The sequence below is a fragment of the Achromobacter sp. 46006 genome, from assembly GCF_059761975.1.
Map to the genome: position 1 here is coordinate 21,314 of NZ_JCBANN010000009.1, position 16,549 is coordinate 37,862.

Annotated in this window: 14 protein-coding genes; 8 read left to right on the top strand and 6 right to left on the bottom strand. The window is 54.4% G+C overall.

The annotated features are described in order from the left end of the window. Window positions 1-6 precede the first annotated feature (6 nt). Window positions 7-1,266: a lipopolysaccharide biosynthesis protein gene (locus AC6LKG_RS07310; protein WP_162876574.1), complete on the top strand. Its 1,260-nt coding sequence runs from the start codon at window positions 7-9 to the stop codon at window positions 1,264-1,266. Here AC6LKG_RS07310 and AC6LKG_RS07315 read toward each other — a convergent pair. Beyond that, window positions 1,224-2,621 carry a hypothetical protein gene (locus AC6LKG_RS07315; protein WP_498163721.1) on the bottom strand — a complete coding sequence of 466 codons (1,398 nt, stop codon included), beginning with the start codon at window positions 2,619-2,621 and terminating at the stop codon, window positions 1,224-1,226. The two genes, AC6LKG_RS07310 and AC6LKG_RS07315, sit on opposite strands and share 43 nt — an antisense overlap. 110 nt (window positions 2,622-2,731) lie before the next feature. Here AC6LKG_RS07315 and AC6LKG_RS07320 point away from each other — a divergent pair, with 110 nt between their 5' ends. Genes AC6LKG_RS07320 through AC6LKG_RS07350 form a run of 7 tightly spaced genes read left to right on the top strand, consistent with a single transcriptional unit; the run spans window position 2,732 to window position 10,481 of the window. After that, window positions 2,732-3,427 (top strand): methyltransferase domain-containing protein, encoded by a 696-nt coding sequence (locus tag AC6LKG_RS07320; protein WP_498163722.1) that lies wholly within the window; start codon window positions 2,732-2,734, stop codon window positions 3,425-3,427. Continuing rightward, on the top strand, window positions 3,424-4,647 hold the full coding sequence (locus AC6LKG_RS07325) for a glycosyltransferase family 4 protein (protein WP_498163723.1): 1,224 nt from the start codon (window positions 3,424-3,426) through the stop codon (window positions 4,645-4,647). Before AC6LKG_RS07320 ends, AC6LKG_RS07325 begins: the two co-directional genes overlap by 4 nt. Further along, window positions 4,644-5,846, top strand: coding sequence for a DegT/DnrJ/EryC1/StrS family aminotransferase (locus AC6LKG_RS07330; RefSeq protein ID WP_498163724.1), 1,203 nt, complete (start codon window positions 4,644-4,646; stop codon window positions 5,844-5,846). The genes AC6LKG_RS07325 and AC6LKG_RS07330 overlap by 4 nt, the downstream gene beginning before the upstream one ends. Then, window positions 5,843-6,433 carry a sugar transferase gene (locus AC6LKG_RS07335; protein ID WP_498163725.1) on the top strand — a complete coding sequence of 197 codons (591 nt, stop codon included), beginning with the start codon at window positions 5,843-5,845 and terminating at the stop codon, window positions 6,431-6,433. The genes AC6LKG_RS07330 and AC6LKG_RS07335 overlap by 4 nt, the downstream gene beginning before the upstream one ends. Window positions 6,434-6,472: 39 nt before the next feature. Next, on the top strand, window positions 6,473-8,350 hold the full coding sequence (locus AC6LKG_RS07340) for a polysaccharide biosynthesis protein (protein WP_498163726.1): 1,878 nt from the start codon (window positions 6,473-6,475) through the stop codon (window positions 8,348-8,350). A gap of 27 nt (window positions 8,351-8,377) precedes the next feature. After that, entirely contained in the window at window positions 8,378-9,448 is a 1,071-nt protein-coding gene (locus tag AC6LKG_RS07345) for a glycosyltransferase (RefSeq protein WP_498163727.1), read from the top strand. Beyond that, window positions 9,423-10,481, top strand: a complete 1,059-nt coding sequence (locus tag AC6LKG_RS07350) for a glycosyltransferase (RefSeq protein ID WP_498163728.1) — start codon at window positions 9,423-9,425, stop codon at window positions 10,479-10,481. Before AC6LKG_RS07345 ends, AC6LKG_RS07350 begins: the two co-directional genes overlap by 26 nt. On the opposite strand, the gene AC6LKG_RS07355 is transcribed toward AC6LKG_RS07350, so the two are convergent. Genes AC6LKG_RS07355 through AC6LKG_RS07375 form a run of 5 tightly spaced genes read right to left on the bottom strand, consistent with a single transcriptional unit; the run spans window position 10,478 to window position 16,153 of the window. Further along, window positions 10,478-11,536 (bottom strand): glycosyltransferase, encoded by a 1,059-nt coding sequence (locus tag AC6LKG_RS07355; protein WP_498163729.1) that lies wholly within the window; start codon window positions 11,534-11,536, stop codon window positions 10,478-10,480. The two genes, AC6LKG_RS07350 and AC6LKG_RS07355, sit on opposite strands and share 4 nt — an antisense overlap. Before the next feature lie 44 nt (window positions 11,537-11,580). Continuing rightward, window positions 11,581-12,888 (bottom strand): lipopolysaccharide biosynthesis protein, encoded by a 1,308-nt coding sequence (locus AC6LKG_RS07360; RefSeq protein ID WP_054500285.1) that lies wholly within the window; start codon window positions 12,886-12,888, stop codon window positions 11,581-11,583. A 21-nt stretch (window positions 12,889-12,909) separates the two neighbouring features. Then, complete coding sequence (locus AC6LKG_RS07365; protein ID WP_156330681.1) at window positions 12,910-14,445, bottom strand: hypothetical protein; 1,536 nt, start codon at window positions 14,443-14,445, stop codon at window positions 12,910-12,912. Window positions 14,446-14,501: 56 nt separating this feature from the next. Beyond that, entirely contained in the window at window positions 14,502-15,428 is a 927-nt protein-coding gene (locus AC6LKG_RS07370; RefSeq protein ID WP_116791332.1) for a methionyl-tRNA formyltransferase, read from the bottom strand. Further along, a complete protein-coding gene (locus AC6LKG_RS07375) occupies window positions 15,419-16,153 on the bottom strand; it encodes a polysaccharide deacetylase WbmS family protein (RefSeq protein ID WP_082401781.1) in 735 nt (244 codons plus the stop codon). The genes AC6LKG_RS07370 and AC6LKG_RS07375 overlap by 10 nt, the downstream gene beginning before the upstream one ends. Window positions 16,154-16,549: the final 396 nt, after the last annotated feature.

Sequence of the window (16,549 nt, forward strand, 5' to 3'; positions counted from 1 at the left end):
GATTCTATGCGCTTTCTTTCCGGCGAATTCTTCCAACGGGTTATCCGAGTATTCCTGGGAACCCTCGGCGCGCAGGCCATTACCATCGGCTCCATGCTGGTGCTGGTCCGCCTTTATAGCCCCGCAGAAATGGGGCATTTCAACGTATGGATCTCGTTCGTCACGATCGGAGTTGTGGTAGCCACCGGGCGTTACGAACTGGCAATGTTCGCGATCAAGTCGGAACACGAAGCGAGGGACCTCGTCAAGCTCATAGGCCACGTGGCATTCTGGTTCGCACTTGCGAGCGGTGGCGTGCTTTTCGTGCTGGACTGGATGTCCGATATGGCACCCGTCGCGGTGGTTTCGTTTCTCCCTGCGCTCGTGGTAGCGATTTTTTTCATGGCTTTGCAAAAGACATTCGGGAATGTCCTGGTGCTACATAGGCAATTCTCTCGACTCGGTCTCTCCCGTTTGGCCGCTGCCGCTAGTGTGGCGTTGCTGCAATTTGCTGGCGCCTGGGTGCTATCTGGAAGCGCCGGCCTGATCTATGGGCAGACTCTGGGCATTATGCTCGGAACGGCCCTGCTACTCATGCTCATCGACCGCCAATGGCTGGCAAGCTGCATGAAAGGCAAGCGGCGGGCAATGTGGCGGGCAGCCAGGCAGTACGCCCAATTTCCGAAGTTCTCCTTGCCTTCGGACCTTATCAATACTTTGGTCAGCCAACTACCACTTATCCTGATGAGTTCGCGATACGGCGCAGATGTTGTCGGATGGTACGGAATGACTACGCGCGCCATGGCCGCTCCCATCTCGCTGCTGTCGAACTCGGTTCTTGATGTTTTCAAAGAGCAGGCAGCACGTGATTATCGCGAAAAAGGCAACTGCCGCGACATTTATCGCAGAACATTCATTACCCTGGCCCTGATCGCTTTGCCCCCGTTTGCGGCGCTGTGGCTGTTCAGCGAAGTCCTTTTCGGCTTTGTATTCGGAGAGGCATGGAGACAATCAGGTGTCTATGCTCGGCTGCTGATACCCATGTTCTATATGGGCTTCATTGCGAGCCCACTCGGATATACGATTTATATCGCCCAGAAGCAACACTACGACCTTGCGTGGCAAATTGGAGCGCTAATGGTGGCACTTGCCAGCTTCTTGCTGCCATCCACCCCGGAACGGTCGATTGGAATTTTCAGCATTTCCTATGCCGGCATGTATGCTATTTACTTGGCTATGTCGTACTACTTTTCTCGAAACCCAAAAGGTAGCGCCTCGACTAAATGAGGCCCTCGTCTTCCGACATACCAGGCGGCCAGTGCCACCAATGTGACGAAGAAAAGATCGATGTTCACAAAAACTTGGAACATCGAAGTTACAGGCAGATCCTTTAAATGCAGCAACAGCCAGACATAACACCCGACCCCTAGAGGGTTACGGGCGCAATGAGTATACAATCCGCCTAGACCATATACCGCCATACCTACCAGCAAGGAGAAGGGCAAGAATACTCCAAGCGGCCCAAAATTCGCGTAAAGCTCCCCCCAATACGCAGTAGGCGCGCTACCGATACGCCCAGTTTTTTCCTCCATTCCCGGATGTACGATTTTCATGACCTCTCGGGACAAGGAATAAGGTTCAAAAGGAAAAATATTGCGTGGATTGGGCAACGATCTGCCATGGAGATAATCAACCTTGTTCGGAAATATTTCCATATAATAATAGAATGTCATTACCTCCGCGCCAATCGCTCTCGAATATATATCGGAAACAAGAATTCCGAGAGTCTTTGATGTGCGGGATGTCAGATCTTTTTTTGTATAATCCGGAACACCTACAAGATAAAACGCAGCGCCGAGAAAAAGCAACCCGGCCAACAGCGCGCTCAACACTGCTTTTATGCTAACTCTACCTGCACCCTTCACGACAATCGCGGTCAAGACCAAACCAATCAATAACCACGCGCCCGGCGCCTTGGCAGTAGTCATTATCGCCGCAAAAAATGCAGGGATAAATATTGCAATGAAGACTGCGACTCTCTTCCAATCGAATTTCAGCAAAACCCGTGCGAATGCGGCCCAACAGCAAACCGAAAGAAAAGAGCTGTAGAATAATGAATACCACCAGAGCTTGCCGGGAAAATCGTAAAACATCTCACTTCGCGCGGCAAGCCGAGCCTCCAGGGCATTATCCTTGAAGGCCTCGAATATGGCGATTACGGGAGCTAGGTAAAGAACCCTGAGCAACACCAGAACGGAAATGAGGGTTAAGGCGATAATCATGAGGAATTCGCCCCTTGACTCGGAAATATTCCGAAAGCTCTCTCCCGCCGGCGGCCTTAACCAAGCGGGGAGCGCCCTCCGGGCCAGAGCGTAGCCCAGCACGACCATAATTATGGAATAGCTGGCGTAAATAAACATACGATCCAGCAGATGCCTGTCGACCATGCCGCGAAAATCGCCGCCCGCGTCCAGTTCATAATATGCCTGGGCGTACCCCAGAAAACCAAACATAAAAAGGGACACCAAGACCAGGGAAGGGGCAGACAGTTGCATTATGTCTATCCGCGCAACGTGTCGCGCCAGCAAAAAAAATGCCATTGCAACCAAAATGAAACAAATCCAAAAAACTGTACCAGTCATGCCTGCGCCCCTATTGCCGGACCGATAATTATATTTTATATTTCAATCTTGTAGTAAACTAGAACGGCGGTGTAAGCTAGAATTCAGCTCCCATCCCAGCAGATACCGCCATGAATTCTCCAGACCAAGTCGAAGCGATTAAGCAGCAATACGCTAGACGAATGGCTGACGCTCATAAGTCAGTCTATCTGCCCACAAATCCAGTTAATTTGAAGAGCATGCAGGAGCGTGAGCGCGCGATCGCCGCCACGCTCGTCAAAGAGTTACAGGTACCTCTTTCGGAGGCGCGCGTGCTCGAGGTGGGCTGCGGAAATGGTGACAATCTTTTGATGCTGATCCGATTGGGACTGGATCCCGCCAATCTGGTGGGAAGCGAACTTCTGCCCAAGCGTGTTGCATCCTCGCGTCACCGCCTCCCCGCCGCCACCATGATCCTTTCCGGCGATGCCTGTGAGTTGCCGTATCCTCCCGGGAGTTTTGACATCGTTTATCAATCAACGGTGTTCACTTCCTTGCTGGATCCGGACTTTCAACAGGAACTCGCGGCCAAGATGTGGTCTTGGACTCGGCCCGGAGGCGCAATACTTTGGTACGACTTCACTTACAATAACCCCCGCAATCCGGATGTAGTTGGCGTTCCACGAAAACGAGTTCGAGAACTATTCCCATTGGCGGATATTGTTTCTCGGCGCCTGACACTGGCGCCGCCCATTGCGCGTCGACTGCCAGCTTGGCTATATGACTACGTGAATGTACTCCGGCCCTTGCGCACGCATTTACTTTGCTGGATAAGAAAACCTTTGTGAACCTGCTGCTCATCAATCATTACGCCGGCTCTCCTCATCATGGGATGGAATTTCGGCCGTTCCATCTGGCAGAGTCCTGGATAGCCAGGGGTCACAATGTCCGCATAGTCGCGAGTAGCTACTCGCATGTTCGCCAACGGCAACCCGTACTCACCGAGCGAACCCTGCTCGAGCGGGTGGGTACCGTCGAATACCTTTGGCTGCGCAATAGGCCCTACCAGGGAAATGGCTTCGGGCGGCTGATCAACATGCTGCAGTTCACCTCCATGCTCGCGGCGCGCAGCAAAGAACTAGCAGCCTGGAAGCCGGACGTGGTTATTGCGTCCTCGACCTATCCGTACGATATCTGGCCGGCCGCCCGCATTGCCCGCCTGGCCAAGGCCAAGCTGGTGCATGAAGTGCATGACCTCTGGCCGCTGACCCCCATCCAGTTGGGAGGACACAACCGATGGCACCCCATGATCTACTCCATGCAGCTTGCCGAAGACTACGCGTGCAAGCATGCGGACAAGGTCATTTCGATTTTGCCCGGCACTGAGAAGTACCTGCGCGGCCGTGGCCTGCAGCCTGGAAAATTCGCGCATGTGCCGAACGGGTTCAGCCCCGAACTGGAGAAACAGCCGCTACCCGCCGAAGCCAACCGGCAACTGGAAGAATTCGCTTCCCGCTACACGACGCTGTGCGCGTATGTGGGAGGACATGGCGTGGCAAACGCGCTGGACCATCTGATCGCAGCCGCGAGTGATCCAGCAGTAGCAGACATCGGTTTCGTACTGGTGGGCAACGGACCATTGAAGCCGGCCCTCATCTCAACGGCGGCAAAGCTGAAATGCCGGAATGTCCTTTTCCTGGACCCTGTACCCAAGGCCTGCGTTTCCACGTTGCTGCAGCGCACGGATATGGCGTTCATCGGCCTGTCTCCCAGCCCACTCTATATGTATGGCACAAGCCCCAACAAGCTGTTCGACTACATGCTGGCTGGCTTGCCTATCGTCCATTCGATCAACACGCCCGAGTACGACCTCGTAAAAACCGCGAACTGCGGCATATCAGTACCCGCAGCCGACTCCCACGCAATCGCAGTTGCGGTTTCACAGATCGCCGCCATGCCCAAAGAGGCCCGCAGGCTGATCGGCCAACGCGGACAAGCCTATGTACGAGCCAACCATGCCTACCCTGTCCTGGCCGATCAATTCATCGAGAGTCTGACCAGCATATGAGCCCTGCACCCTTTATCCCCTTCGCTCTGCCAGATATCGGCGAGCCTGAAATTGATGCGGTCGTGCAGACGATGCGGTCGGGCTGGCTGACTACCGGCCCCAACGCCAAGGCATTCGAAGAGGAATTCAAGGACTACCTCGGCGGTGGCGAACTCCAGGCGATAGCCGTCAATTCCGCTACGGCAGGTCTGCATCTGGCCTTGGAAGCAATCGGAATAGGACCGGGCGACGAAGTCATCACCACCACCCATACGTTCACCGCCAGCGCGGAGGTGGCACGCTATCTCGGAGCCGAGCCCGTTCTTGTGGACATCGATCCGGCGACCCTGTGCATCAGTCCCGAGGCCATCGAACACGCCATCACTCCGCGCACCAAGGCTATCGTCCCCGTGCATTACGGCGGTTTGTCTTGCGACATGAGCGCTATTTTTTCGATTGCGCGCAAGCATGGGTTGAAGATCATTGAGGATGCAGCCCACTCCCTCCCCGCAACGTGGCAGGGCCAACGGATTGGCAGCCTGGAAAGCGACGCTACCGTCTACAGCTTCTATGCCACAAAAACCCTGGCCACGGGCGAAGGAGGCATGGTTGTCACGCGCGACCCGGCCATTGCAAAACGCTGCAAGGTAATGCGTTTGCACGGCATCGATCGGGATGCGTTCGACCGCTTCACTTCAAAAAAACCAGCGTGGTTCTATGAGATCGTCGCGCCCGGCTTTAAATACAACATGCCGGACCTGAGCGCTGCCCTGGGCCGAGTACAGTTAAAGCGTGTGCAGCAAATGCGCGATAGACGCCATGCGATTGCGCAACGATTCGATGCGGCCCTGACTTCATTGCCTGTCATCCTGCCCCCGCGTCCCGGTGTTCCCGGTCCGCGCAATGCGCCAACCCCGCACCTGCCGAATGACGAACATGCGTGGCACCTATATGTAATCCGGCTGGACGATGACTGTGCAATCGACCGCGACAGTTTCATCGCCAACATGGCACAGGCCGGTATCGGATGCAGCGTTCACTACGTCCCACTGCATCTCCAACCGTATTGGCGTGACCGTTACCAATTGACGCCCGAAATGTTCCCTTCATCGCAGAAGGCTTACGAACGCATGGTCAGCCTCCCACTCTACTCCTGCATGACTGATGCCGATGCCGAGCGCGTCGCAACAACGGCCGCGCAATTGATCACGGCCCGATGAAGCGCCTCTTCGACTTGACCTGCGCCACGATCGGTTTGCTTGTATGCGCTCCCGTTTTCGCGCTCATTGCCCTGGCTGTCAAGCTGGACTCCCCCGGGCCCGTGTTCTTCAGGCAGGTCAGAGTGGGCCGGAACGGCCGTCCTTTCCGCATTCATAAATTTCGGAGCATGCATATTGCCGACAAGGGGCAGCGGGAGATTACCGTCAACAACGATCCCCGGGTAACCCGCAGCGGAAAGCTGCTGCGAAAATGGAAGCTGGATGAACTGCCCCAATTGATTGACGTGTTGCGAGGCGCCATGAGCTTGGTAGGGCCTCGCCCGGAAGTTCCCCGGTATGTGGAGCTGTATCCGTCCGACATACGGTCGCTGATACTGTCGGTCAGGCCAGGTATCACTGATCTGGCATCCATCCAATTCAGGGACGAAAATACGCTGCTGGACCAGGCTGGGGACCCGGAAGCCGTATACATACATCAGATACTACCCGAAAAGCTGAGGTTGCAAGCTGAGTACGTCCGAGAGCGGTCGTTCTTTTATGATTTGCGTATTCTGTGGCAAACGGTGATCAAGGTCATCAAACACTGAAGCCGCCGCCCCCCCATTTCCTATTACGTATCACCAGCCATGCCGACGTTACCCTATGCTCTGCGCAGCGTATTCGTGAGTTTGCCGAGACGCTACAAACAGACGCTGGCCGTTCTGATGGATGCCGGCATCCTGCTGGCGACATTTCAACTGGCGCTCTGGTTCCGATTTGAGTTTTTCTTTCTCGACCAGCATTACATGCTTTTGGCGATAAGCGCCTGCGTGGGGGGCGTGATAGCGATGGGCGCGCTGGGCCTCTATCTCCACGTACTTCGCTACATGAACGAGCGCGTGGTATTCGCCGTCGTCGGCGGGGTGATTGTCTCCGTGATGGTGGTGACGGCCGTAGCCACTTTTTTCCAATTGCCTACCGGTTTGTCCCGCGGCGTCCTGATCATCTATGCCCTGCTGGCGGTGGGCAGTTTGCTGGGAAGCCGCTCGCTGGCGCGGCGCGTACTCTTCCCGGGCGCCTACCACATGACGGACATGCGGATACCCGTCGTCATCTATGGCGCCGGAAGCGCGGGCTCTCAGCTCGCGGCCGCGTTGCGTGCGGGCACCCATTACCTGCCCGTTGCGCTGATCGACGATGACAACGCAAAACGCAAATTGATGATTGCGGGCCTGCGGGTTTACCCACCACAAGGACTACCCAAACTCATTGAGCGGCACGCCGTCCGCCAATTGCTGATTGCCATTCCCGCGGCTTCGCCGGCCCAGATACGCCGCATCGTCGAATTCACCGCCCCCTACCGCCTACGTATTCGTCTGGTGCCAAGCCTGCGTGAATTCGTCGATAACCCCAATGGGCCACGCCTGCGTGACCTTCAGATCGAAGACTTGCTGGGCCGCGATTCGGTCGCGCCGGTCCCTGCGTTGCTGGATAGCTGCGTTCGTGGAAAATCAGTCTTCGTCAGTGGCGCGGGCGGCTCGATCGGCTCGGAACTATGCCGCCAGATTCTCGCGCTTCAACCGAAGCGCCTGGTCCTGTTCGAAATGGCGGAACCTTCGCTCTACACCATCGAACATGAACTTCGGCAGCAAGCCAAAGGCACTCAGGTCGAGATCGCGGCGGTCCTGGGATCGGTGAGAGACTATGACCATTGCGTCAGCCGGCTGCGCCAGTTCGAAGTCGAGACCGTCTACCATGCGGCAGCCTACAAGCATGTGCCGATCGTCGAAGAGAACATTATTGAAGGCATACGCACGAATACGTTCGGCACTCTCGCACTAGCCCGGGCGGCTGTTGCAGCCCGCATCCGGGACTTCGTGCTGATCTCCACCGACAAGGCAGTGCGGCCGACAAATGTCATGGGCGCCTCCAAGCGGCTGGCTGAATTGGTGCTGCAGGCGTACGCGCAACTGCCGGAAAGCCCGCGATTCTCGATGGTCCGCTTCGGTAATGTGCTGGGCAGCTCTGGCAGCGTCGTGCCATTGTTCCATCGGCAGATCATCGCGGGCGGCCCCCTAACGCTGACTCATGACGAGATCACGCGCTACTTCATGACAATTCCGGAAGCTGCCCAACTCGTCCTGCAGGCTGGCGCCATGGGGGAGTCCGGGTCGGTCTTCGTGTTGGATATGGGGGAACCGGTCAAGATCCGAGACCTCGCTGTCCGCATGATCCATATGTACGGACTCACCGTTCGCGATCAGGAGCATCCCGAAGGGGATATAGAGATCCAGGTTACCGGCTTGCGCGCGGGCGAAAAGCTCTATGAAGAACTGCTCATCGATGCAACGGCCGTCAAGACAATGCACCCGCGCATCATGCGAGCCAAAGAGCGCTCGCTCGACTACGATCCGCTCATGCGCCAGCTTGCACAAATGGAACAGGCGCTGGTGTCCGGTGATATAGACAGCGCTCTAGAGATACTCTGTACCCTGGTCCCCGAATATACGCGCGGGTGCCCCTAGGATGCTTCACGTCCTATGACGGAGAAAATGAGGATCCTGTTCGCCGCGAATGCTCGATCCGTGCACATGCACCGCTGGCTTTTGGCGTTGCGGGATCAGGGGCACGACGTCCATATCGCGTCGTTTGACGCAGCCGATATTCCCGGAGTGACGGTGCATCGCCTGCCCACCTATGGTCTGGGAAAGGCAGGATACTTTGCCGCCATCCCTGCCCTTCGGCGGCTTGCAAGGCGTCTGCGACCGCACGTCGGACATGCGCACTACCTGACCAGCTATGGCTTTGTCAGCGCGGCCGCAGGACTGCACCCACTCGTTCTAACCGCCATGGGTTCGGACGTCTTCGCCCCTCCCGGCCAAAGCCTGCTGCGCCACCTCGTCAAGTTTGCCGTCAACCGTGCCGATCACATCACTGTCCGGGCGGAACACATGGTCGAACCCGTGCGTGCGCTCTGCAAACGTTCTGCTCCTGTCTCCGTCATCCCTAATGGCATACGCATAGAGCAATACCGGTTTCAAGCCAGGCCTGTCATCGCCGGCACTCCTTCGATCATCAGCACCCGTGCCTTCACTCCTATCTACGATCACCCGACATTGCTACGGGCGCTGGGGAAGCTACGGGACCGGAGCATTCCGTTTCAGGCCACCATGGCCGGCGATGGTCCGTTGCGCGCTTCGCTGCAAGCCCAGGCCGATGCGTTGGGCCTCACGACGATCTCTTTCACCGGCGCACTCTCAAGCCAGGACGTTGCGGCTCATCTAGGGCGCTCGGATATCTATGTCAGCAGTTCGCTGTCGGATGGCAATTCGGTCTCCCTGATGGAAGCAATGGCCAGCGGCTGCCTACCCGTCGTGTCCGATATTGCAGCCAATCGCGCCATCATCGAACATGGCAGAAACGGCATGCTGTTCGCTCCTGGCGATAGCGAGGGGCTGGCACAGCATCTGGAAAGTGCCATTCGCGATTGGCAGGGCTACGGCGCAGCTCTGACTGCCAACGCCACCTACGTACAAGACCATATGAACTTCGTACACTGCCTCGAAGGAACCTTGGACATTTATTCCCGTCTTGTTCATGAAAATCGCCTACGTCACGTTTGAGCGGCCGGAACCACGCAAGGGGTCCGGCAAGAAGATCTATGAACAGGCGCGGATCTGGCGCACGCATGGCCATGAGGTGCGCCATTTCGTTCTGGCGCCTGCTGGCGAAGACCCTCCGGCCGAACACACCGAGCACATCTTCGACCGCCGCGTCGGCAAGCCCATGATATCGGCGGTCTGGTATAGCCGCCAACTGCGCCATCATCTTGCCCGCTGGAATCCCGACCTGGTGTACGCGCGGGAAATGATCTGGTGGCCTGGCGCTGTGAACGCCCTGAATGGCGCTCCACTTGTGCTGGAATTCAATTCCTTGGCTTTGAGCGAATACCGCAGGAACAGCCGACTGAAGTACCTACTGCATCGCGCCACGCGCGGGTTTCTTCCTGGTATAAGCAGCGGTCTGATCTCGGTGAGCCGGGAGATCGACGCTGAGCTGCCGTTTAACGGCATACCCAGGACTGTAATTTCGAACGGGTACAACCTGGACGCCGTGACGCCTCGGACAGTACCGACCAATGCTCGCCCGCAGATCATTTTTGTAGGCAGCGCAGGCCAATATTGGAATGGCGAGGACAAGATACCTCGCCTCGCGCACTCGCTGCCTGAATGCGACTTCCATGTCGTACAAGCGGACTTTCAGGCGCCTCAGTTGCCCAATCTCATCGCCCATGGCGCCCTGTATGGCGAGGCACTGGCTCGGCTGTACCGCAACATGGATGTCGGCCTGGGCACGCTCGCGCTGCATCGCAAGCGGATGCAAGAGGCATCCCCCCTCAAGACACGCGAATACCTTGCCTACGGCATTCCGGTTATCGGCGGGTATGAAGATACGGATCTCGACGGCGCGGAATGCTACCTTCGGATCGGCAATACGGAGAACAACGTCGACACCGAGGTCTCCCGCATCCGGCGTTTCGTCCAGCAATGGAAGGGCCGCACCCTGGATCGGGCCGAAATCGAAGCAAAGATATCCTCGCGAGTCAAGGAACTCGCCAGGCTGGCTTTTTTTGAGCAGGCCGCGCGCCGGCGCTAGGTTCGACGTCCCGCACGCACAGAACCATAGACGTCCAGAACCTTGGACAGGCAGCTATCGAAGTCCGCCTGTTCGACTACCTTATCGCGATTCATACGCCGTATCTCGTCAAATGTCTCGATACCGTCTATCGCTTCGCCCAGCTTGCGGGCCAGATCCTGCGGATCAGTCGGAGCAAATAGTTTTCCATTCTCGCCATTGACGATCCACGCGCGATTGGCCGGGATATCGCTCACCACCGGGTAACATCCACCGGCAAGCGCTTCCATCAGGGACACCGAATTGCCATCCGACAACGATGGGCTGACGTAGATATCGCAGGAGGCGTAGTACGCCGGCAATGCATCATGCGCGAGGGCGCCGACCAGAGTAACGCAATCTTCCAGCCCTTCCCGCTCTATGGCTGCCTCAATTTCAGGTCTGTCCGTACCGTCGCCTACCAGAATGAAATCGGCGCGCTTGCCCAAGCGTTTCAATATAGCGATGGCTAGGATAAAAGCCATAATATTGTAGACGGGCCGGAATGCACGCGTGCAAAGCACGCGCGGCACGCTGTTACGTGCCCCCCCATATGTGAACACCCGTGTTTCGATACCGTTAGGGACAGCTTCCACTGGCCCGCCGGCCCCCAAAAACCTTACCGCCTCATTCATATGCTCCGCTCTGGTCAGCACGTAGTCGGCGTGACGGCATGCGTAGCTCGCCAAGAAGCGGCGACGGTATGAGACATCCAATCCACGCAGCACGTCGCTGCCCATCGCGGTAACCACCAGCGGTTTCATGCCAGCAAATGCCGCCATAAATCCGTAGTCCAACAAATAATAGGCATGTACGACGTCCGGCTTGAGCTTCGCCACCAGGCAGCGCAATGGCCCCGCAGACAAGATCAAACGCAGCAGTTGATACCGATAGCGCGGCAATGTGTGCACCGTCACGCCCTCGATGGCACGGGGTTCGGCGGTGGCAACGTGAACCTCATGTCCGGCTGCGCTCAGCGCAATGAGCCAGCGATGAAAGTGCACCGACTGCGCGTTGGCAAGTATCAGTATTTTCATAGGTGCGTCTTTTCCGTTTACACCTGCAATGTCACGCGCCCTCATCACAATGCCGCGAGACACACGGAGCCGATGAATGCGAGATTCAAGCCCATCCAACCGTAAGTGGCGTAGTGAGAGTATGGGACCGGCAACAACTGCACGCTTTTCCGCACCCACAAAAAACCATAAACGACAGATGCGATCGCGCCGCCAACTGCGACACCGCGGGCGCCCCACAAATGAGCCAGCAGTACGCTCGTCCCCGCATTGACAATCAAAGAAGTCAGGGCGAAATAAGGAATATATCCAGTTTGCCGCCTATAGCTCATGCCAATGAAGAACAGATATATTGATGACATGAACCCTGTCGCCATCAGTATAGGAATTAAACTCTGGTCAAACTGATACGTAGGCGCCACGAACAAGCGCCAGACATAAGGAGAGGTAAAGTAAGCAAACGGGAATGCCGCCAAGGTTCCCGCCAAATAGGCATAATAAATCGCCACAAAACCACGAGGTATCGAATCCTGCTTCGCGGCGGCGAACACGTACGGCGTCAAAGCCATTTTCAATGGTTTCAAGACCAACAGGAACAGCCCCGCCATCTTTACACCAATCGCATACCCTCCAAGCTCCGAGGCGCCAAGATATTTTGCAACGATAGCTCTGTCTATGTATTGATTCAGAAAAACCAACACCGTGGATATCAGCATCGGCATGGAGTAAGCAATCAGCCGCCTGGCCTTGCCCAAGACGTGCCGCCATTCCAGGTCTCTCCTCCGCAATTCCCCCCGGACGATCAACACCAGTCCGCAGATATTGGCGATTGCACCCAGCGATGTTGCCCACAGATAGCTGTCAACGTCGAGGCGATCCAGCCAATGCAATCCCAGGATAGCAAGGGCATAAGCCAGGCCTCCCGCCGCGGTGCATACCAACACCGTGCTCGGACGATCCAGCCAGCGAAACACCGTTACGGCCACTCCGGACAGAAATCCTGTGGCCGCCACCGCCGTCGCGGCCAGCCGGAAGCCCGCCGTTATTGTCGCCGAAGACTCGAAGAACACGATTGTGGGCAGGAGCAAGAAAAAAGCGCACGCTGCCAATGCCCCCAAAACCAGCGTCAACAGCAGATAGGTGCGCAATGCCAGTGAGCGCGCAAAATCACTGCGCGCAAGCGCATAAAAGCGCGCGAAACCCTCTCCGACGGAAAGGCTGAATACAGCGAAGGTAAGTACGCCAGCCAAGGTGGCGAACTCGACCAAGCCGTACTCGGATTGCGTCAAACTGCGCGTCACAATAGGAATTGTGACAAGGCTGAGCAGGCTCGGTAGCATCAATGCGGCCGCATAAATAAAATATGAACGCATTAATTGTCCAATTGAACCCAATCATGCTCCTTCGCAAATTCCACGGTAAACCGCGTAATCACCGATACGTTCCAGCAACTTCAAACGTGAAAAATCGTAATAATTCTTCCCACTCAATGCATTTATTTTACTGAGTGCTGTCTCTTTAACAACGACTATATCTATCTTCTCTGAATTGATCAGCGATTCAAGCTCAGACGAAGGATAAGGATAGAAATCTGTAATCACCCTTTCAAAAAGGGCCTGCCGGGAAGGGTCGCCAATGTTAGTAAGCATAGCGACATACTGCGCATTGATCCCTTTCAGAGCCATGGGGAAGGCTATTCTTACAGGAATTGTCAGTATGCGCTTGTTTTGCATGGGTACGCTAAATTCTGGAATTTCCTCTTGAGTTCCCGTACGAACGTACTGCAACATTTGCTTATAGTGCATATAAAATGCTAGAGAACAACCGGCCCCGTAGAAAAGAAGCGGCACAAGAACACCCGGCCTTCCCCAATCGAATTTCGGAAAATAGAAACTCGCTCCTACGATCGCGCCTATCGTTACATATTCAATATAACGCTCCGGTTCGCCGAGAAATAGTAGCCGTGGAATAGCAATAATGACGGCCACGATCAGCCCAGCCGCCACCAGTAGGATGAAGGGCTCTGCCGTCGGTTTGTCGGGTGAGAGAAGCGCAATAATTACACCGCCAACTGCTATTGGGTATAAAAAAAAGATTCGACCGTAAGGGCTCCACATCGCACACTTGACCGCGGCTTTGAAGTCTCCTGCTTTTAAGTGTAGGTAAATAGCTCGAATCTGGTTAGCGGTGGCGGGGTTAACCTTTTGAATATATCGCGCATAAAAATAACTGTGCCGCCAGATACCATATTGGATACGCAATGTTCTGCCTAAGCTCAACACTGCACCGAGAACTTGGCATATAAAAAGTAAAATTATAGGGCTAAGTGTTCCCGCGATTATTGCATAAACAACGGAAATGAACAGAATCGCTTGGACGGCAAATTTCGATGCGAGCGCTGCCCCGATGAAGAATACTCCCGCTATGCCTATCATTACGGGAGACCACCCTGCTTCATTTATCAAACACATCGAAACAAGATACAAATTTCCCCATAACGCCCCAAATGCCCGCTCAGAGAAATGGATATTTCTCCCCACATGAATGAAAAATGCTCCGCAAAGCACGAAAAGCGCAATTACCCAATTAATCCCCGCACCAACATGAATTAGTAAGGCTGCGCTGCACAGATAGAGACAAGTGTCGAATAGAAGCGGGAGCAGGCCGCCCAACCGCTTCACCATTCCGTCAGAAAAAACCAGCGATAGCTGATGGAAGGCGGTAGGATAGTCGAAGCCCTCCATAAGAAATGTAGCCTCTGGATTTTCTCCTCGCCGCAACATGTTCCGAATAATAAGATGGTTACATTCATCTCCGGAACCCACGGTTGCGCGCTTACCTCTTTCGATCATCCATGGATAAAGCCTTGTACTCAGGAGGAGTGCATAGCCAGACAAGAGCCAAAACCAGCTCCACACAGTAATTTCCATAAGATCTCTTCAAGTGCCGACTTCTTTATCTCTGATGTCCAAGCAGCTACCATCAATTATTCGAAGCGATGCCTTACACTGCTTACAAGAGTTGCCGGCGCAACAATAGAACCATCAAGACGCACAACTTCGGATATTCGACAAAACCCTCCTTCTCCGCAGGCAATATCCACTGCTCCGCTGCCGTGTTTAAATGCAATTTGTCCTGGTACGGCGACGTAGGGGTCGGAGCGCACCCATGTCGCACGCAATACTCGCAACCTTTCTCCCTGATAGTCGAAATACGCACCTTCATATGGTGGCCCACTTGCATTAATATGTCGAACAACCATAGGAGCAGGCCGCTTCCAATCAATTTTGGCATCTGTGGGCACCCTGGGAAAACAACGCAACGGTGTACCCATGTCCATCTGCCTATAAAGTATGAATTCTCTGTTGGATGACAGTGCAGATAATGCACTCACAAAGAGTTCAGGCACACGGAACTCCATCCAAGCATAGACGTCCGCTATGATGGTATTGACATCAATGGGGAGCAAATCCCGAGCCAGAACATCTCCGGCATCCAGTTCGTCCGCTACCATTTTGTGTATGCACAAACCAATGTGTTGCTCTCCGTTAATCATCGCCCAAGCCTGACAGGCGTTTCCTCGATAACGAGGCAGATCGCCGCCATGCGCATTCAGAATGCCAAGGGGAAAGAGATCAATTGTTGATTTCCCGAGAACCGTCGGGTAATTCATACTGACAGCAATGTCGCAGGGATGTTGTCTAAGGAATCTATCAATATCCTCAGTAATACGATTAGAACAATAATAAGGTATCGACATGATCCGCGCGCGCTCTTTGAACTCTTCCTCCCTTACGGTGTAATCCGCAGGCGCCGATGCCGTCAATATATACTCAATGCTGTGGCCGGCCAAACGCAACTTCTCGATGCTGTGAAATAAGCCGGCGTGCCGGCCAATGATAGCTATTCGCATTGCAATCCAATTAAGTTGCGCAAAAATGTACGAACTCCAGCGGTGGTGTTTCTATGTTGTTCCAGTCGGACAATGTCCCTGTGGTCCGCCCGCGAACGCTCGTATCTATTAATGTCTTCAGTGTTCAGATACACATGAATAGGGTGGAAATCAAGAATATTTAGGCCGTGCGCTTGATACCAGTAGGATTCACGTGTCTCCAATGGCCAACCTTGTACACACGCAACGTCGTCTTCCCAGTGGTAAGGAAGACGGATTAGCTCCCCGCCCCAATAAATCCAAGGTTTTAAACTGATACCAGCATCCCATGGTATCAGGGTATTAGACTCGTAACGCATTCCATGCTTAGCGAATATATCGAGCAATCCAGAACTTTGTGAAACGGAATGCGACCTTGTTCCAACAGCCCCTGGGGACAGGTTGACGCAACGCATGAATATCTCTTCGGCGTCGTACTGCGAAGTTCCATTAAATAGCGGATTAAAATTTGGATGCAATGCGATCTCAAAATTTGGATTTCCGCCAAGACGATCAAGCAGGGGAGTTTCATGGGTTATAAACCATGTTGCTGGAAGAGAAGCCCGCTCAAGCAGTGAAATACAATCCGCCAGTACAAAGTCCTCGGCCCAATCGATGTCAAATGTTAGAAATATCCGCCCTCTCCAAGTATCAGGACTATGTGGCTGGATATCGCACAGTTTGGAAAAAAGAGACTTATCAAACATAGAGGGTCAAGTAAAATATTCTCAGCACTGATCAGAAGGACGCGGTCCACCAATATACAGCAACGATTTCTCGAAAATATTTCATTAAAATTTGGCCTAGCACTATAGGACTTCGAGATCACCGCACCATTAGACTGACAGCTATTCAAATGGCTTGGAGGTACCAACAAATTTCAAAGTTGCGCCAGGCTAAATATCCAATATAAATCTAGCGCTGCCTGACCCTACTTGCCGGGTAACTCTAATGCACCTTCCAGCGGAAAATTATTGAGTTCTTAATTGCCATGTTCGCATCGGAGTTATTTAGAGATGGTACGAAAAATCATGCTAAAAGCATAAGAGAACTCATTTTAATGAAATTAGAGCTTGATATCGACGAAACAACTCAGATTATCT

Coding starts and splice junctions, on each gene's coding strand:
- AC6LKG_RS07310 (WP_162876574.1), top strand. CDS start 7: ATGCGCTTTCTTTCCGGCGAATTCTTCCAACGGGTTATCCGAGTATTC.
- AC6LKG_RS07315 (WP_498163721.1), bottom strand. CDS start 2,621: ATGACTGGTACAGTTTTTTGGATTTGTTTCATTTTGGTTGCAATGGCA.
- AC6LKG_RS07320 (WP_498163722.1), top strand. CDS start 2,732: ATGAATTCTCCAGACCAAGTCGAAGCGATTAAGCAGCAATACGCTAGA.
- AC6LKG_RS07330 (WP_498163724.1), top strand. CDS start 4,644: ATGAGCCCTGCACCCTTTATCCCCTTCGCTCTGCCAGATATCGGCGAG.
- AC6LKG_RS07335 (WP_498163725.1), top strand. CDS start 5,843: ATGAAGCGCCTCTTCGACTTGACCTGCGCCACGATCGGTTTGCTTGTA.
- AC6LKG_RS07340 (WP_498163726.1), top strand. CDS start 6,473: ATGCCGACGTTACCCTATGCTCTGCGCAGCGTATTCGTGAGTTTGCCG.
- AC6LKG_RS07345 (WP_498163727.1), top strand. CDS start 8,378: ATGAGGATCCTGTTCGCCGCGAATGCTCGATCCGTGCACATGCACCGC.
- AC6LKG_RS07350 (WP_498163728.1), top strand. CDS start 9,423: ATGAAAATCGCCTACGTCACGTTTGAGCGGCCGGAACCACGCAAGGGG.
- AC6LKG_RS07355 (WP_498163729.1), bottom strand. CDS start 11,536: ATGAAAATACTGATACTTGCCAACGCGCAGTCGGTGCACTTTCATCGC.
- AC6LKG_RS07360 (WP_054500285.1), bottom strand. CDS start 12,888: ATGCGTTCATATTTTATTTATGCGGCCGCATTGATGCTACCGAGCCTG.
- AC6LKG_RS07365 (WP_156330681.1), bottom strand. CDS start 14,445: ATGGAAATTACTGTGTGGAGCTGGTTTTGGCTCTTGTCTGGCTATGCA.
- AC6LKG_RS07370 (WP_116791332.1), bottom strand. CDS start 15,428: ATGCGAATAGCTATCATTGGCCGGCACGCCGGCTTATTTCACAGCATC.
- AC6LKG_RS07375 (WP_082401781.1), bottom strand. CDS start 16,153: ATGTTTGATAAGTCTCTTTTTTCCAAACTGTGCGATATCCAGCCACAT.